The sequence below is a fragment of the uncultured Cedecea sp. genome (assembly GCF_947498825.1).
Classification (GTDB): Bacteria; Pseudomonadota; Gammaproteobacteria; order Enterobacterales; family Enterobacteriaceae; genus JGM124.
Genome location: NZ_CANMLV010000014.1, coordinates 1 through 17,580 on the forward strand (window position 1 = coordinate 1; position 17,580 = coordinate 17,580).

The following is a 17,580-nucleotide window of genomic DNA, read 5'->3' on the forward strand; positions in this document are numbered from 1 at the left end:
TCATCTGTTAACCACCACGGTCAACGGACAGCGCCGTTCAAGGCGCTACGCGCCATGCCCGGCGCACCATAAAAAAGGGCCGCCTGAGCGACCCCTTGGTAACACACTGACTTCAACGATTACAGAATCGCTTTAGCCTGTGCAACTACGTTTTCAACGGTGAAACCGAACTCTTCGAACAGCTGTTCTGCTGGAGCAGACTCACCAAAGGTCGTCATACCGACGATAGCGCCGTTCAGACCCACATACTTGAACCAGTAGTCAGCAATGCTTGCTTCGATAGCAACGCGCGCAGACACGGCTTTTGGCAGTACGGCTTCACGGTAAGCTGCATCCTGCTTGTCAAAGGCATCGGTCGACGGCATAGAAACAACGCGCGCTTTAACGCCTTCGGCAGTCAGTTTTTCCCATGCTGCAACAGCCAGTTCAACTTCAGAACCAGTGGCGATGAAAATCAGCTCTGGCTGGCCTTCGCTGTCTTTCAGGATATAAGCGCCGCGGGCAATATCGGCCAGTTGCTGAGCGCTACGCTCTTGCTGTGCCAAGTTCTGACGAGACAGGATCAGAGCCGTCGGGCCATCTTTACGCTCTACAGCATATTTCCAGGCAACCGCAGACTCAACCTGGTCGCATGGGCGCCATGTGCTCATGTTTGGCGTCACGCGCAGAGCAGCAAGCTGTTCTACAGGCTGGTGAGTCGGGCCATCTTCACCCAGACCGATAGAGTCATGGGTATACACCAGAACCTGACGCTGTTTCATCAGCGCAGCCATACGCACAGCATTACGCGCGTATTCAACAAACATCAGGAAGGTTGAGGTGTATGGCAGGAAACCACCATGCAGACCGATACCGTTAGCGATAGCGGTCATACCGAATTCACGTACACCGTAATGGATGTAGTTACCGGCTTTGTCTTCGTTAAGCGCTTTAGAACCAGACCACAGAGTCAGGTTAGAAGGTGCCAAGTCAGCAGAACCGCCCAGGAACTCAGGTAACCATGGACCAAAGGCTTCGATAGAGTTCTGAGATGCTTTACGGCTGGCGATTTTCGCAGGATTAGCCTGCAGCTTAGCAATGAACTCGCTCGCTTTCGCATCGAAATCAGCAGGCAGGTCGCCGTTCACACGACGGGAGAACTCTGCAGCTTCCTGAGGGAATGCTTTTGCATAGGCAGCAAATTTTTCGTTCCAGGCAGCTTCTTTCTTCTCACCGGCAGCTTTGGCATCCCACTGGGCATAAATGTCCTGAGGAATAACAAATGGCTCATATTCCCAACCCAGCGCTTTACGGGTCAGTGCTATCTCAGCATCACCCAGTGGAGCACCGTGAGAATCATGCGTACCTTGCTTGTTCGGAGAACCGAAACCGATGATGGTTTTACACATCAGCAATGATGGCTTGTCAGTGACCGCACGCGCTTCTTCAACTGCACGTTTAATAGAGTCAGCGTCATGGCCATCAATACCACGAACCACGTGCCAGCCATAGGCTTCAAAACGTTTTGCTGTATCGTCGGTAAACCAGCCTTCAACGTGCCCATCAATTGAAATGCCGTTGTCATCATAGAAAGCAACCAGTTTGCCCAGCTTCAGCGTACCCGCCAGGGAGCACACTTCATGGGAGATGCCTTCCATCATGCAGCCATCACCCATGAAAGCGTAGGTGAAGTGATCGACAATATCATGACCAGGACGGTTGAATTGTGCCGCAAGAGTACGCTCGGCAATAGCCATACCGACAGCGTTGGCAATACCTTGTCCCAGCGGACCAGTAGTGGTTTCAACACCTGGGGTGTAACCTACTTCCGGATGGCCTGGTGTTTTAGAGTGCAGCTGACGGAAGTTTTCCAGCTCTGTGATTGGCAGGTCATAACCCGTGAGGTGCAACAGGCTATAAATCAGCATCGAGCCATGGCCGTTAGACAGCACAAAACGGTCACGGTCAGCCCATGATGGGTTTTGCGGGTTATGATTCAGAAAATCGCGCCACAGAACTTCAGCGATATCGGCCATCCCCATAGGTGCACCAGGGTGCCCGGATTTCGCCTTTTGTACTGCGTCCATGCTGAGCGCACGAATTGCGTTTGCAAGCTCTTTACGAGAGGACATTTTAACTCCAGATCGGATAGTGGAAATTGACGCTACTACTAATATACATTGGTAACTACAGCCCAAAAACCTCATGACAATGTACACCAGGGGAAAGGCCATGTACATGTAGTGTCAGCGTATCTGCTAAGAAATCTCCGGATAACGCTTGCATCAGTCGCTACTTGCAGCGTATGAGGCTTTCCTGATAAAAGGATAAACCTCCTGGTTATAGACAACAGAGTTCCTCTTTATTCCACAATTATCACTGATAGAAGGATTTGCACATGAAGTTACACCCCATTATCGCAGCACTGGGCGTAACCCTTTTTTTGAGCGGCTGTCAGGGTATGAACTCTGATGGTTTATTAACTTCCGGTGTCGGCGCGTTTCAAGCCTATACACTCAGCGATGCTCAAGTAAAACAACTCAGTGATGAGGCTTGTAAACAACAAGACAGTAAAGCAACGCTGGCTCCAGCTAATAGTGTCTATACCCAGCGTTTAAAGAAAATTTCCCAGGCTCTGGGGGATAACATCAACGGTATGCCGGTTAATTATAAAGTCTATATGACTAAAGATGTGAACGCCTTTGCGATGGCCAATGGCTGTATCCGCGTTTACAGTGGTCTCATGGATCTGATGAACGACAATGAAGTTGAAGGCGTGCTGGGTCATGAAATGGGGCACGTAGCCTTGGGCCATGTGAAAAAAGGTATGCAAGTGGCGATGGGAACAAATGCCATACGCATTGCTGCCGCTTCTGCCGGAGGCGTTGTCGGTGAACTATCGCAATCTCAACTGGGGGATTTAAGTGAAAAACTGGTCAATGCACAGTTTTCACAGCGTCAGGAATCAGAAGCTGATAACTACTCTTATGACCTGCTGCGTCAGCGTAAGATTAACCCCAACGGATTAGCCACAAGCTTTGAAAAGCTGGCGAGTCTGGATGGCGGACGCCAAAGCAGTATGCTTGATGACCACCCTTCCTCCGAGGGGCGCGCTCAGCATATCCGCGATCGTATGGCTGCTGACGGCCTGAAATAAACGATATACGGCGCTACAGGAGGTAAAAAAATCATTTTTGCCTCCTGTGTCAGAATGAAAGGAACGTAGCATGGAAAGGCTCGATTGCGATCGCATGTTTATTGCCGTGATGGAAACCGGCAGTTTCACTGCCGCTGCACAGAGACTCTCAACCAGCCACGGGCAGGCATCCAAACTCATTACCCGACTGGAACGTGAACTCCTTGTCACTCTGTTTAATCGCAGTACCCGTTCGTTAAAACCGACTGAAGTCGGTCTGGCCTACTATGAACGTATTCGTCCGTTACTGGCAGAATATGATGCCCTGAATGACGATGTACTGAATGCGTCGAAAACGCCCTCCGGTATATTAAGGGTTTCCGCTCCGGTCACCTTTGGCTCAACCCAACTCACAGAGCATTTGATTAATTTTGCCCGCCGCTTTCCCGATATTGAATTAGATGTCAGCTTTGCTGACCGGCTGGTCAATGTGGTGAATGAAGGTTTTGACCTGGCATTACGTATTGGCAAACTGACCGACAGCAACCTGATAGCCCGTAAGCTTTGCGACATCCGTATCGTGACGGTGGCATCCCCCGCTTACTTACAACAGAAGGGTACGCCTTCACACTGGAACCAACTGTCAGAACATCACTGTATAGTAGACACTAACTTTCGCGATCCTCTTGCATGGTCATTCCAGGATGAGAACCGGCAGCTACACGCTCAATTAGTTCGTGGACAAATAAAATTCTCCAACGCTGAAGTATGTCTGCGGGCAGCGATAGAAGGACTCGGGATCACGCGTCTCCCCACCTTTGTCGCAGGCAAAGCTCTTCAGGACAGAACCGTTATCTCAGTTCTTTCCCGCTATGAGGCTCCGCCACTAGGGCTGTATGCCATTTATCCACCCGCAAAATATCTGACCCGGCGCTCCCGCGTATTGATTGATTTTCTTGCAGAATCTTTTGCTGGCAAGCCAAAATGGGAAGAGAATTGGTGATTGTTTCCATTTTGGAAATAAACATCCCCTTTCCGACGGGATAATAACCTTCATGGAAAGGTAGTACATTCCTCTTATCAACTTATCAGAGGAATATATTATGTCAGATCAACGCACCGCCCCTTATGCAGCACTGATTATGCGCCTGGTATTAGGCATTCTGTTTCTGGCCCACTTTGGTCTGAAATTTTTTGTCTTCACCCCCGCAGGCACCGCGAAATTTTTTGCCTCACTTGGACTACCAGGCGGTCTGGCCTATGTGACTATGGCGGTTGAACTGGTTGGTGGCGTTGCCTTGATCCTCGGTGTTTATGCCCGGATCGTCGCCATCGTCCTGATCCCTGTGTTACTCGGCGCTATTGCAACCGTACACGGACCAGCAGGTTTCTTCTTTACCAATCCGAATGGTGGCTGGGAATTCCTTGCATTATGGATAGCAGGTCTGATTACACTGGCGCTGATCGGTGATGGCAAATATGCTCTGAAACCCACTTCATTCAAACGCTGAGGACAAGATTATGCTGGTTAACGGAAAATGGACGGCTGAATGGCATCCTGTGCAGTCTACCGACGAAAAAGGTGGCTTTGTTCGTCAGACTTCAAGTTTCCGCCACTGGGTCACTCCCGACGGCTCGCCAGGTATCACCGGTGATGCCGGCTTTATTGCCGAGCCCGACAGATATCATCTTTATGTAGCGCTGATTTGTCCCTGGGCTTCCCGAACGCTGATTGCGCGTAAACTTAAAGGCCTGGAAGAAGTTGTCAGTGTATCGGTTGTTGAGCCCTGGCTATTGGATGAAGGCTGGCATTTTGGTGACTATCCTGGCGCTAATCGCGATATCCTGAATAACGCCGAGTGGGTTCATCAACTGTATACTCAGGCCGATAGTACCTTCACCGGACGGGCAACGGTTCCGGTGCTGTGGGATAAGCAAACCGCGACTATCGTCAACAATGAGTCAGCCGATATCGTACGCATCTTCAATAGCGGCTTTGGTGACCTGGCCCGGAACAATATTGACCTCTATCCTGCATTGCTTCAGAGCGAGATAGAGCAGTTAAATGCTGAAATATATCCGTCCCTGAATAATGGCGTATACCGCGCAGGCTTTGCCACAACTCAGGTGAGTTACGCTGAAGCAGTCAGCGATGTCTTCGGGATGCTGGATAAACTTGAAGCCCGACTATCTGACGGACGCGATTTTTTAACCGGGCGTGATTTTACCGAGGCGGATATTCGTCTGTTTGTTACCCTTATCCGTTTTGATGCCGCTTACTATGGCCTGTTTAAATGCAATATTCGCCAGCTCCGGGAATACCGCTATCTCGATAGCTATACCCGACGCGTTCTGGCAATACCGGGGATTCGTGAAACCGTCAGTATTGACCATATCAAACAGGGATATTATTCAATCAAAGCTCTGAATCCTAACGGCATTGTTCCTGTTGGACCGGATATGCGGAATTACGGGTTTGAGGAAAAATAATGAGTAAAAATCTGATTGTCCTGTTACATGGCGTCGGCAGTCGGGGCAGTGATTTACAGGGAGTCGCAGAACGCTTACGCCAAGCGATACCACAAGTGTCTGTCGCGCTACCAGATGGCCCGTCAGCTTTTGATATGGGGCCTGGTTTTCAGTGGTTCAGTATCAATGGCGTGACGGAAGAGACTCGTCCGATGCGTATCCTGGCGGCCCGTCAGGCCTTTGATGACCGATTAGCCGAGGTGTTCAGACAACAGGGTATTAATCCAGAAGCTGACCGCGTCATACTGGCAGGATTTTCTCAGGGAGCCATTATGGCGATGGATGCGTTGATTCGCGCAGACTATCCCCTGGCAGGCGTGGTGGCATTCTCAGGCCGTCTTGCTTCGCCGCTTCCATTACGACCACCTGCGGGCTCCGCCGCAGTCCTGATTCATGGTAAAGCCGATCAGGTCATCCCATGGCAAGAGAGCCAAAAAGCAGAGGAAGCCTTACGTGCGGCAGGTGTTCAGGTTGAACTGAGTATTGAAGAGCATGTGCCGCATACTATTAGCCTTGCAGGGATCAGAACGGCAACCACATTTATTAAAAAATGCGTCGCACTGACTGACTGAACAAATCAGAAGGGATATTAAGCATCCCTTCTGATGAGAGTGTTACAGTAAAGCCCGGATTTATTCGCCCTTTTTCGCCGCCTGGATATACAGCAATTCCAGTGCCAGGGTTGCCGCGGCAAGCGCAGTGATCTCTGACTGATCGTAAGCAGGCGCCACTTCAACCACATCCATACCGACAATATTCAGATCTTTCAGACCACGAACCAGTTTCAGGGCACGATCTGAAGTCAAACCGCCTGTCACCGGTGTACCCGTTCCTGGAGCAAAAGCCGGATCCAGACAGTCAATATCAAAGGTCAGGTAAACCGGCATGTCACCGACTATCTGTTTGATCTCAGCCAGCAGAGAATCCACGCTCCTGTCATTAACCTGAGGAGCATCCAGTACGGTAAAGCCATTGTCTTTATCAAACTCTGTACGAATACCAATTTGTACAGAATGATTAGGATCGATCAGACCTTCTTTCGGTGCTGTGTAGAACATAGTACCGTGATCGAATTCACAGCCATTTGAATAAGTATCGGTGTGGGCATCGAAATGAACCAGCGCCATTTTACCGAAATACTTAGCATGAGCACGCAACAGCGGCAGGGTAACAAAATGGTCGCCGCCAAAAGAGAGCATGCGCTTGCCGTTTGCCAGTAAACGCTCAGCGTGAGCTTGCAAGTTTTCACTCATTTCACGCGCATCGCCAAATGCATAGACTAAATCGCCACAGTCCACGACTTTCAAGCGGTCACGCATATTGAAGTTCCACGGGAAGCGGTTACCTTCCCAGGCCAGGTTAGTTGAAACCTGACGGATTGCAGCCGGTCCATGACGCCCACCGGCACGTCCTGAGGTTGCCATATCAAATGGCACTCCAGTGATAACCCAGTCGGCATCACTGTCATAAGGCTGGAAATTTAATGGTAAGCGTAAAAAGCCAAAGGCATTGGATACCAGGGAGTTATCGTATTGATGGCCTAAGGTGCTCATTGTCTGACCTCTTGGTTGGGTTAAATCGATATAAAAAAATCCCTCCCGCGTCGTTAGCCCGACGAGGAAGGGATCAGCACAATTAATGAGAACTATTGACGCGAATGACTGACTCTATTCCTCGTCTTCCAGGTAAGTATAACCGTAGAGACCCGCTTCAAACTCCTCCAGGAACTGCTGTTGCAATTCATTATCCAGCCCGGTCTGTTTAACCTGATCGCGGAAATGCTTCAGCAGAGTATTGGGATCCAGCTGTACATATTGCAGCATATCGGCAACGGTATCGCCTTCATCAGAGAGCTCAACATTCACAGCACCTTCCGGTGTTACAAACACGTCTACTGCTTCGGTATCCCCAAACAGGTTATGCATATTACCCAGGATTTCCTGATACGCCCCTACCATAAAGAAACCTAAAAGTGGTGGATTTTCAGGATCGTATTCCGGCATCGGCATCGTGGTCGCGATACCATCGCCATCGATATAGTGATCGATGGCACCGTCTGAATCACAGGTGATATCCAACAGCACCGCACGACGTTTTGGCGTCAGATTTAACCCTTCCAGCGGCATAACCGGGAATAATTGATCAATACCCCAGGCATCTGGCATTGACTGGAACAGAGAGAAATTAACGTAAATTTTATCCGCCATACGTTCCTGTAGCTCATCAATAATCGGGCGATGGGCACGATTACTCGGATCTAACAGAAGCTGGATCTCATGGCACATACTGAGGTAGAGCTGCTCTGCCCAGGCACGCTCCTGCAAAGAGTAGCTGCCAGAGGCGTAACCGGTATGAATATCATGCAAGTCCATCTGGCTGTCATGCAGCCATTCGCGTAATGAGCGACGGTTATTAGGCTCATGCATTTCACCCCAGGTTTCCCACATACTTTGCAGCGCACGAGGAGCATCTTCAGCCGGGGCGACTGGCGTGGTGTATTCGTTACGTTCCACACCAATGATATTGGAAACCAGAACCGTATGGTGAGCGGTAACCGCACGTCCGGATTCTGTAATCACCGTCGGATGTGGCAAATTAAACTCTTCACAGGCATCACCGATAGCCCAGATGATGTTATTGGCATATTCATTCAGGCCATAGTTCACGGAACAGTCAGACTGTGAGCGAGTGCCTTCATAGTCGACGCCTAAACCACCACCGACGTCGAAACACTCAATATTGACGCCCAGCTTATGCAGTTCGACATAGAAACGTGCCGACTCACGTACACCGGTAGCAATATCACGGATATTTGCCATCTGTGAGCCAAGGTGGAAATGCAGCAACTGTAAGCTGTCGATATGGCCCGCCTCACGGAGCATTTCGACCAGCTGCAATACCTGGACCGCCGCCAGACCAAATTTAGACTTCTCACCACCGGATGCCTGCCATTTACCCGAGCCCTGAGAAGCCAGACGTGCACGTACTCCCAGGCGCGGAACCACGTTCAAACGCTCAGCTTCTTCCAGAACAATACTGATTTCCGACATTTTCTCGATAACCAGATAGACCTTGTGGCCCATTTTTTCGCCGATCAGCGCCAGTCGAATATATTCGCGGTCTTTATAACCGTTACAGACGATCACCGAACGGGTCATACCGGCATGTGCCAGCACCGCCATCAATTCAGCTTTTGAACCGGCTTCCAGGCCTAAAGGCTCACCCGAATGAATCAGTGACTCAATCACACGTTTATGCTGGTTAACTTTAATCGGATACACCAGGAAATAGTCACCGTTGTAACCATAAGATTCCCGGGCACGCTTAAAAGCAGCGTTAATTGAACGCAGGCGATGCTGCAGGATTTGCGGGAAGCAGAACAGAGCTGGCAGACGCTGCCCTTGCGCTTCACGTGCTTTCACCAGCTCAGCAAGATCCACTCTGGCCTGGGGAATATCAGGATTCGGGCATACGGTTATATGGCCAAGCTCATTGACGTCATAATAATTATTACCCCACCAGGCAATATTATAGGTACGCAGCATTTTGCTTGCATCCTGAGAACTCACAGCGACCTCCTGCATGGAGCGGTATTGATCTTGCTCGCCTGATGACGAACCTGTAACAGAAGAGATTTTGTCAGCCATGGCGAACCTCACGTTGTTTTGAATAGACAATACAGTTAACGACTATCGCAGGGTGATATTGAAATAACAACCCATTGTTCAGGTCATCTGGTAGCAGAAAAATCTGACAGTCAGACTGTACTTTGGGTTTATTTTTCATCTTATTGTAAAACACATAACCGGGATCTGTGTGACAGATTGGCGAAACCACGAGAAAGATCTTGTCAGACAAGAGCGCCCTTGTTCAGTTATCACGAAGGATTAGATGCCCGCTCGCGAGTCCTGAGAAACACCGAGATGTCTGAGACATCGGCAGGATTTAGCGCATAAGATGCAAGTGATGGGGGACAAACAAGAAGCAGAATAGAGATCATTCATTAATTAACTCACCTCCATGCGTACCTGACAGGTATGCAACAAGCCAAAGCGTTGGCGCTGTGCAAACAGCCCCTGGAAAAATGCTTAACCCGGCTGGAAGTGGGCAACACAAATATCGTGTGCTTTTTTGATAAGCCGCGTGGGCGCTTTATACCGATAACCAGCAAAAAATGCAAAATAAAAATGGACCAATAGTCGGCAAAAAAGCAACTCTCCACAGCAAGACATAATGCACAGTAGAACGAAAACGCATACTGGACAGTATACCTTACCGTTGACAACAGATTCAGACCTCGCCGGGAGACTTTCTGGAAAATGTTTGCCCGCTATAATTTACCAGCCACCGCCGCCGCCACCACCAGATCCTCCCCCAGAAGAGCCTCTGCCAGAAGAACCGGATCCACTACTGAAGCCAGAGCCAGAAGAACCTGAACTTGAACTACGACTCGGGGTTGCCATCGACGACGAAGAACAGGAGCGACTAAAACGACTCATACTCTTCCAGTCAGCGTCGGCAAAGGCCTCCGACATAGCACCAGACTGGCTCAAATACTTAGCAAAGGTATTCGCCCAAGTTTTACCCACGCCAAGCGCCAGGGCTGCGGGTAACAGACTTTCAAAATGCGAAATTCGTTGATCCGGTGGATAAAGTATCTGATAACGATGTCTTTCAGCCGTTCCTAAATAAAGTTTTAATCCCTTTGCAACAGCTAAATCATTCAGCCCTTGCTGGGTATAGCGTGGGAGTTTCAAAGCAAAGCCGATGCATAACAAAATAGAGAAGATCAATGCCCCAACATACCCTGCGGGAAACTCCGTCAAAGGTATTGCGCCAAACAGGAAAAAGCCGCCACCAAAGATGATAAAAGAGCCAAATAGCAGCGCAAACACCAGCGGAATTAATCCCCAGTTATCCCATACCCTTCTCGGATCAAGTAAAAAACTCAGGGGTAAAGAGAGCATCGCGATACCAAAAGACCAGCATATCAACGCCGGTATGGTCATGACAGCTGTGGCAGGACTGAACAAGGCACCACATATCACAGGGAGCATAAGTATGATATAGATTGCCCGGCGGATAGGCCTAGCCAATTCTCTGAATAATTTACTCTTCTGTTTTTCATTACGGGCGCTCAGCCACTTGCGCGCATTTTGCATTGGCCTCTGATGGGCCAGACTGAGGTTGATGTTTTTACGATCACCATAAAAAATTAATCCTAACAGATGCTTATCATCGGCCGTTAAACGCTGGTTTTTTTTCTCTGGCTGGTAAGAAAGCCATTGTTTATCCAGTGAACGAAACTTGGATAGCCACGGATTGTTTAACGTCTTCTTGACCGTAATGGCTACGCAACCTTTAGCAACCAGTGCCAGCAGGTCGCTGCTGAAGGCCACATCATCGTATTTATGATGGGTAAGAAAGCGCAGATAACCAGGTGACATGTCTGCAGGCATGGTATACAGCGGTACCACAACAGGCATTTTTAACCCAACTGCAGTGACATTTTTACGCCACCACCACAGGCAGTAGATAATCATCAGCAGTGCCGGTATCCACAGGGCAATAGTTGCCAAAGTGGGTAATAGCAGGTGCACCAGTGGAGAGACGGCTTGTGGATCCTCGGCTGCGGCCAGAACATCTCGTGACCAGGTAAAAACCACGGTCAGGCCTTCACCCTTCCCGAGTGGCTGTGTGGTTTGTACCGCGCCATTGGGCAGGATCCGGGCGTTCTGTTCTCTGGCTCCATTGATCCCGGAATAAATATCAATGGAGTTCAAACGTGTATCCATGCCTTCGCTATTCAGATAATGGCTGGCATCCGGCAGTTCCAGCTGGAAGCTGGCCTGGGCTATTGGGTAGCCCCAGCCGTTACCGGTTACGTTCCAGTAAAGCTCATCCCAATCGTAGAAACGGCTGAAGTGGTTGCTAACCTGATAACGCACTTCGTAGTTATAAATAGCGGGTTGTAGCATGCGTTCGGAGCTACCAATACGTACTGTCAGCGTCTCGGCAGTTTTATCCAAGCTAAACGGCTCAGGAACACCGTCACGTAATACCGCTTTAACGTGATAATTCACTTTGAAAATCTTGCCATCTTGCCGGTTCCAGGTGAGCGGTAAGGTACGGAAGATGCCACGTTTTATCTCTTTTCCTAAAGATAATACCTTGATGTTTTCACTCACCTCCATACTGCCATCAGTATTGAAATGAGCACGCGTGTCGAACGAAATAATATGTTCATGAGCACGTAGCAAATTGGGAGAATTTGAAGATATCGGTTGTGAACGTTCTGCGTTCCTGGCAGGCGAGATACTAAAGGAGTCGGCATCCGCTAGCGCCTGTATCGTTCCCGTGACGAGCAGCAAGAGTCCCCATAAAATACCGATTATCCAGCGAGATAATACAACCATAGTATCAGTCCATCCGTGGTAATTTAGCATCCTCAGGATCTTCAAGTTCGAAGAAAGCATAGCTTTTAAAGCCAAACAGACGTGCCAGCAGCAGACTCGGGAAAGACTCCACCAAAATATTGAAATCACGCACAGTGCCATTGAAATAGCGACGCGCCAGTTGCAATTGTTCTTCCGTCTCAGCAAGAGATTGCTGTAAGGACTGGAAGTTTTCGCTGGCTTTCAGTTCCGGATAGGCCTCAGCCAGTGCAAAGATATGGCCAAAGGTTCTGGATAATGCCCGCTCATTCTCGGCAATTTCTCGAGTATTACCTGTAAGATTACTGCGCTGGCGGGAGAGGTTTTCAAACAGTTCTCTCTCGTGCTGAGCATAACGTTTTACCAGGTTTAATAGGTTTGGCACCAGATCATGTCTGCGTTTAAGCTGCACCGCGATACCACTCCAGGCTTCATCTTTGAAGCGACGTAGCGAGATAAAGCGGTTATAAGTCATCACCACCCAAAATAACACGGCTGCTATAACCGCCAGGCTGAGATAAATTTCCATTTTTCTATTCCATGTTTGCTGACATTATTTTCTACGACCCAGACAATGAAGACTCTATCCGGTGTACATCCAGAACAGTGAGATACCAGGTTATCTTTCTTTCATAAAAACCACATCATATACAAGGTTAACATTATTAATACCGATCAGACTAAAACCCGCGGCCAATAAAACCAGTAGTACAGCTTCAGAAACCAAAGATTCTGGCAAGAACCCTCATGTTAGCCCGTCCCGCCCTGACATATTTCCTTTATTTTTCAATTTCATGGTCAGTTATCTTAGCCTAATGAGCGTAATACAGCCTGTGAGAATAAATAACTCTAGCCATCTGCTGTCTGAGTAATTAAAATAGCCGTCCAGATGTTAATCCATCTATACTCTCAATGGTCAGCATGACTTAACTGCCGCATAAACTATTCAGAGTAGATATCCAGTATTAGACTGCCTGTTTTTCAATCTGTGGCAACACGTTTTCAGGCTGGTTTATTTCGCTACACTTACTATTGGCAAACAGCCTGAACTAAACGAATTCTCTTAGGGTGAAAAAAAATATGGCCAAGCATCTTTTTACGTCCGAGTCAGTATCTGAAGGGCATCCTGATAAAATCGCCGACCAAATCTCTGATGCGGTTCTTGATGCGATTCTTGAGCAAGACCCGAAAGCTCGCGTCGCATGCGAAACCTATGTTAAAACCGGTATGGTCTTAGTCGGCGGTGAAATCACCACCAGCGCCTGGGTTGATATCGAAGAAATCACCCGTCAGACCATACGCGAAATTGGTTATGTCCATTCAGATATGGGCTTTGATGCTAACTCCTGTGCAATCTTGAGTGCCATTGGTAAGCAGTCTCCGGACATTAATCAAGGCGTCGATCGTTCCGATCCGCTAGAGCAAGGTGCTGGTGATCAGGGGTTAATGTTTGGTTACGCAACCAATGAAACTGACGTATTAATGCCCGCGCCAATTACCTATGCCCATCGTCTGGTACAACGCCAGGCTGAAGTGCGCAAAAACGGCACCCTGCCATGGCTGCGTCCGGATGCAAAAAGCCAGATTACCTTCCAGTATGACGATGGTAAAATCATCGGTATTGATGCCGTTGTTCTGTCCACTCAGCACGCTGAGTCTGTTTCCCTGCAAACGCTTCAGGAAGCAGTAATGGAAGAAATTATCAAGCCTGTTCTGCCCGCTGAATGGCTGAATGCGCAGACCAAGTACCATATCAACCCAACAGGTCGTTTTGTTATCGGTGGCCCAATGGGTGACTGTGGTCTGACTGGACGTAAGATTATCGTTGATACTTACGGCGGCATGGCTCGCCATGGTGGTGGCGCATTCTCAGGCAAAGATCCGTCTAAAGTCGACCGTTCTGCTGCCTATGCCGCTCGCTATGTTGCGAAAAATATCGTTGCTGCAGGCCTGGCAGATCGCTGTGAAATTCAGGTTTCTTATGCGATTGGTGTGGCTGAACCAACCTCAATTATGGTTGAAACCTTCGGCACCGAAAAAATTGCAATTGAGCAACTGACTCTGCTGGTACGTGAGTTCTTCGACTTGCGTCCATATGGTCTGATTCAGATGCTGGATCTGCTGCACCCTATCTACAAAGAAACCGCCGCTTATGGTCACTTTGGTCGCGAACATTTCCCGTGGGAAAAAACCGACAAAGCAGCACAGCTGCGCGAGGCTGCCGGACTGATTTAATCCGCTACCGCATCAATGCGTTAAAGGCCAGCTTATTGAGGTGGGGTTCACTTCAATAAGCTGGCCTTTATATTTTCTGGCGCTCGATATAGCCATCTTTTATCATGATGATAAAGCACGTTAAAACTTGAGGTATAGGATGACGAATAAGACGAAGGTTCTTTCCGTCTTTGATTTCGATGGAACGCTCACGAGACGTGACAGTTTCGTCCCCTTCTTGCGCTTTGCCTTTGGAAAACGCGTCTTTGCCCGGCGTATAATACGTCTGGTGATACCTACTCTTAAATGCCTTGGTCGTAGAGTCACCCGGGATGAACTGAAGGGCATCCTAATCAAGACCTTCCTCACCGGGGTTGAAGCACATTGGGTGGAACAAAAAGCCAGCGAATTCTGTGAAAAATACTTTGCCCGAATGATGCGCCCTTCCGGTTTGATTGCCGTGGCCACTCAGATTAACTCAGGAGCTGTCGTCACCATTTGCTCTGCGTCGCCCTCCATTGTGCTTAAACCCTTTGCCGACAGGTTAGGAATACGTTTGATAAGCACAAATTTGGAAGTCAAAGACGGCGTGCTGACAGGGAATATTGATGGGCAGAACTGCCGCTGTGCTCAAAAGGTCGTCAGACTTAACGCAGAGTACGGTCCGCTCTCTGACTGGTACTTACGGGCATGGGGTGATACCAGAGGTGACTATGAAATGCTGGCGATTGCCCAGGAACCACACTGGCGGCACTTTCACCCTGCCTGGGAAAAGCGTAATCCGCCAATGGCGAAAATAAAAGGTACGCTGAAATAGTTTAAACCTATCCCGTAGTATGGACTGTATCCTGCTCGGTTAGCTAACCAGCATTGGGATACAGTCCACTCTCTACAGGGCGGAAGATTAGATATTAACGCCGTGCTGGGAAGCCAGCGCAGATAAGCCACCAGCAAAGCCCTGACCTACCGCTTTGAATTTCCACTCACCGTTGTGGCGATACAGCTCGCCAAAGATCATTGCCGTTTCGGTAGAAGCGTCTTCTGACAAATCGAAGCGAGCAATTTCTGTGCCGCTGTCATGGTTAACAACGCGCATATAGCTGTTACTCACCATACCAAAGTTCTGATTACGTACTTCAGCATCATAAATAGTGACCGCAAAGATCAGTTTTTTCACTTCGGCAGGAATTTTAGACAGTTCAACTTTAACCTGCTCATCATCGCCGTCACCTTCACCGGTACGGTTATCGCCCATATGGTTGACTGAACCACAGGTGCTGGTTTTGTTATTAAAGAAAATAAATGAGGCATCGGAGAGAACTTTACCGTCATCACCAACCATAAAGACCGATGCATCAAGATCAAAGTCTGCACCATCAGTTACACGCGCATCCCAGCCCAGACCCGCCATGGCAATATTCATGGTTGGTGCTTCTTTCGTTAAGGATACGTTTCCACCTTTAGTCAAAGATACAGCCATTTTTACTCTCCAATAGTTTTCATAAAGTCAGGCGGCGAATACCGCCTGTTTGTCCCCGTCAGATTTCAAGCCTCCCGGGTATCGTGCTGATAGAATTAACTTTTTATCAATTAAGATGCGTTGATACCGTACTGAGCACAAACCGATGCCAGACCTCCGGCATACCCCTGTCCTACAGCACGGAATTTCCATTCGCCGTTGTAGCGATATAGCTCACCGAATAGCATGGCCGTTTCTGTCGATGCATCTTCAGTCAGGTCATAACGCGCCACTTCCAGCTGGTTATCCGCATTCACCAGGCGAATAAATGCGCCTGATACCTGACCAAAACTCTGGCGACGGATGGCGGCATCATGGATAGTCACAACAAAAACTATCTTTTCCACCTCTTCAGAAAGCCGGTCGAGCTTAATTTTTAGCGCTTCGTCGTCACCGTCGCCTTCCCCCGTGAGGTTGTCGCCGGTATGCAGTACAGAACCATCAGAAGATTTCAAATTGTTGTAGAAAATGAAATCTGCATCACCACGCACTTTCCCTGTGCTGCTTAGCAAAAATGCTGAAGCATCAAGGTCAAAGTCCTGACCGTCGGTAGAGCGGGCATCCCACCCCAGACCGACCATCATGTTTTTCATGGTTGGGGCTTCTTTGCTTAAAGAAACATTCCCGCCTTTAGAAAGAGAAACACCCATTGTTCTATCCTCCCGTATTAAGATTAATTATCGAAGTAAAGCCCCCGGGAAATTAACCCTCTTTGCCTTGCTGAGCATCAGCTTTTCCGGGGAGCAACACGCTGGCAATAATACCTATAGCCAGTACCCCCAGGACAACAAAAAGACTCGTATTGGCTGAAATACTGTAACCGTGATGCCACAAATGGTCGGTTGCATTCAGACCCAGTTTCAGACCGATAAAGAACAGCAACGCAATAACGGCTTTTTCAAGGTGCACCAGATATTGCTTAAGTGCTTCGAGAACAAAGTACATGGTACGCAAACCCAGAATGGCGAACATCATGGCACTGTAGACAATCAGCGGTTCACGACTCACCGCGATAACGGCCGGAACGGAGTCAAAAGCAAACATCACATCAGACAGTTCAACCACCGCCAGACAGAGCATCAGAGGGGTTGCATACATTGTCCCTTTGCCGACACGACCGATTTTGACGTCTTTGTTCTCAGGTTTTGCCAGCTCGGCATCCACTTCTTTCTGGCTGATAAGGAAAGCGTGACCTTTCAGCTTCGGCCAGATAGGGAAGAAGCGTTTCACCATGCGATAGGCGATATGCTGAGAGTAATCTTCGATCTCATCGTTATCGTCACCGCTTTTCAGCATCATTACTGCAGTCCACAGAACGATTAGCGCAAAGACAATTTCAACCCAAGGCCCTAATGCCAGCAGACTGGTCCCTATGGCAACAAAAACGCCGCGGAAGACGATTGCGCCAATCACCCCCCAGTAGAGTACGCGGTGGCGCAGGTTATTCGGCACAGCGAACCACGAGAAGATAGCCATAATCACAAACAGGTTATCTACCGAGAGAACCTTCTCCAGCGCATAGCCGGTAATAAACAGGCTGGCAACTTCGGCACCGTGATGAACATAGAGGAACCCCGCAAAAGCCATCGCGATAACAATCCAGAACACGGTCCAGAGCGATGCGCTTTTTAAAGAAATCGGCTTGTCATGGCGGTGCATGAATAAGTCGATACAGATGGCTCCAACAGCCAGTACAACAAAAACAATGACTGTTTCTGCCGGGAAACCAATATGTGTAGAAACCATAATGAGACCTTAAACCAAAGTGT

The 17,580-nt window shown here is 48.8% G+C and carries 16 protein-coding genes; 7 read left to right on the forward strand and 9 right to left on the reverse strand.

All coding sequences use genetic code 11. From position 1 onward, the window contains the following. Window positions 1-119 precede the first annotated feature (119 nt). On the reverse strand, window positions 120-2,111 hold the full coding sequence (gene tkt / locus Q1A40_RS14625; protein ID WP_300001293.1) for a transketolase: 1,992 nt from the start codon (window positions 2,109-2,111) through the stop codon (window positions 120-122). Between the two features lie 266 nt (window positions 2,112-2,377). Between tkt and Q1A40_RS14630 the strand changes: the two genes are divergently transcribed. From Q1A40_RS14630 to Q1A40_RS14650, 5 genes are all read left to right on the forward strand, one after another. After that, complete coding sequence (locus Q1A40_RS14630; RefSeq protein ID WP_300001295.1) at window positions 2,378-3,136, forward strand: M48 family metallopeptidase; 759 nt, start codon at window positions 2,378-2,380, stop codon at window positions 3,134-3,136. 70 nt (window positions 3,137-3,206) lie between these two features. After that, window positions 3,207-4,118: a LysR family transcriptional regulator gene (locus Q1A40_RS14635; RefSeq protein WP_300001297.1), complete on the forward strand. Its 912-nt coding sequence runs from the start codon at window positions 3,207-3,209 to the stop codon at window positions 4,116-4,118. 100 nt (window positions 4,119-4,218) lie between these two features. Then, a complete protein-coding gene (locus tag Q1A40_RS14640; protein ID WP_300001299.1) occupies window positions 4,219-4,626 on the forward strand; it encodes a DoxX family protein in 408 nt (135 codons plus the stop codon). 10 nt (window positions 4,627-4,636) lie between these two features. Continuing rightward, a complete protein-coding gene (locus tag Q1A40_RS14645) occupies window positions 4,637-5,605 on the forward strand; it encodes a glutathione S-transferase C-terminal domain-containing protein (RefSeq protein ID WP_300001301.1) in 969 nt (322 codons plus the stop codon). Then, window positions 5,605-6,216 carry a dienelactone hydrolase family protein gene (locus Q1A40_RS14650; RefSeq protein WP_300001303.1) on the forward strand — a complete coding sequence of 204 codons (612 nt, stop codon included), beginning with the start codon at window positions 5,605-5,607 and terminating at the stop codon, window positions 6,214-6,216. The genes Q1A40_RS14645 and Q1A40_RS14650 overlap by 1 nt, the downstream gene beginning before the upstream one ends. 60 nt (window positions 6,217-6,276) lie before the next feature. Here the strand turns inward: Q1A40_RS14650 and speB are convergent, their stop codons facing one another. From speB to Q1A40_RS14675, 5 genes are all read right to left on the reverse strand, one after another. After that, window positions 6,277-7,197, reverse strand: a complete 921-nt coding sequence (gene speB, locus Q1A40_RS14655) for an agmatinase (protein ID WP_300001305.1) — start codon at window positions 7,195-7,197, stop codon at window positions 6,277-6,279. 114 nt (window positions 7,198-7,311) lie between these two features. After that, complete coding sequence (gene speA / locus Q1A40_RS14660) at window positions 7,312-9,291, reverse strand: biosynthetic arginine decarboxylase (RefSeq protein WP_300001307.1); 1,980 nt, start codon at window positions 9,289-9,291, stop codon at window positions 7,312-7,314. Continuing rightward, window positions 9,284-9,430: a virulence promoting factor gene (locus tag Q1A40_RS14665; RefSeq protein ID WP_300001308.1), complete on the reverse strand. Its 147-nt coding sequence runs from the start codon at window positions 9,428-9,430 to the stop codon at window positions 9,284-9,286. Before Q1A40_RS14665 ends, speA begins: the two co-directional genes overlap by 8 nt. A gap of 551 nt (window positions 9,431-9,981) precedes the next feature. Beyond that, window positions 9,982-12,060, reverse strand: coding sequence for a DUF2207 domain-containing protein (locus tag Q1A40_RS14670; RefSeq protein WP_300001310.1), 2,079 nt, complete (start codon window positions 12,058-12,060; stop codon window positions 9,982-9,984). Between the two features lie 4 nt (window positions 12,061-12,064). Further along, window positions 12,065-12,607, reverse strand: a complete 543-nt coding sequence (locus tag Q1A40_RS14675) for a LemA family protein (RefSeq protein ID WP_300001312.1) — start codon at window positions 12,605-12,607, stop codon at window positions 12,065-12,067. Between the two features lie 551 nt (window positions 12,608-13,158). On the opposite strand from Q1A40_RS14675, the gene metK reads away from it, so the two are divergent. Further along, window positions 13,159-14,313, forward strand: a complete 1,155-nt coding sequence (gene metK / locus Q1A40_RS14680) for a methionine adenosyltransferase (RefSeq protein WP_300001314.1) — start codon at window positions 13,159-13,161, stop codon at window positions 14,311-14,313. Between the two features lie 139 nt (window positions 14,314-14,452). Then, entirely contained in the window at window positions 14,453-15,109 is a 657-nt protein-coding gene (locus Q1A40_RS14685; RefSeq protein WP_300001316.1) for an HAD family hydrolase, read from the forward strand. A gap of 87 nt (window positions 15,110-15,196) precedes the next feature. Here the strand turns inward: Q1A40_RS14685 and Q1A40_RS14690 are convergent, their stop codons facing one another. From Q1A40_RS14690 to Q1A40_RS14700, 3 genes are all read right to left on the reverse strand, one after another. After that, window positions 15,197-15,772 (reverse strand): TerD family protein, encoded by a 576-nt coding sequence (locus Q1A40_RS14690; protein ID WP_300001318.1) that lies wholly within the window; start codon window positions 15,770-15,772, stop codon window positions 15,197-15,199. Window positions 15,773-15,882: 110 nt separating this feature from the next. Continuing rightward, window positions 15,883-16,461: a TerD family protein gene (locus Q1A40_RS14695; RefSeq protein ID WP_300001320.1), complete on the reverse strand. Its 579-nt coding sequence runs from the start codon at window positions 16,459-16,461 to the stop codon at window positions 15,883-15,885. A gap of 52 nt (window positions 16,462-16,513) precedes the next feature. Next, window positions 16,514-17,557, reverse strand: a complete 1,044-nt coding sequence (locus Q1A40_RS14700) for a TerC/Alx family metal homeostasis membrane protein (RefSeq protein ID WP_300001322.1) — start codon at window positions 17,555-17,557, stop codon at window positions 16,514-16,516. Between the last annotated feature and the right edge of the window lie 23 nt (window positions 17,558-17,580).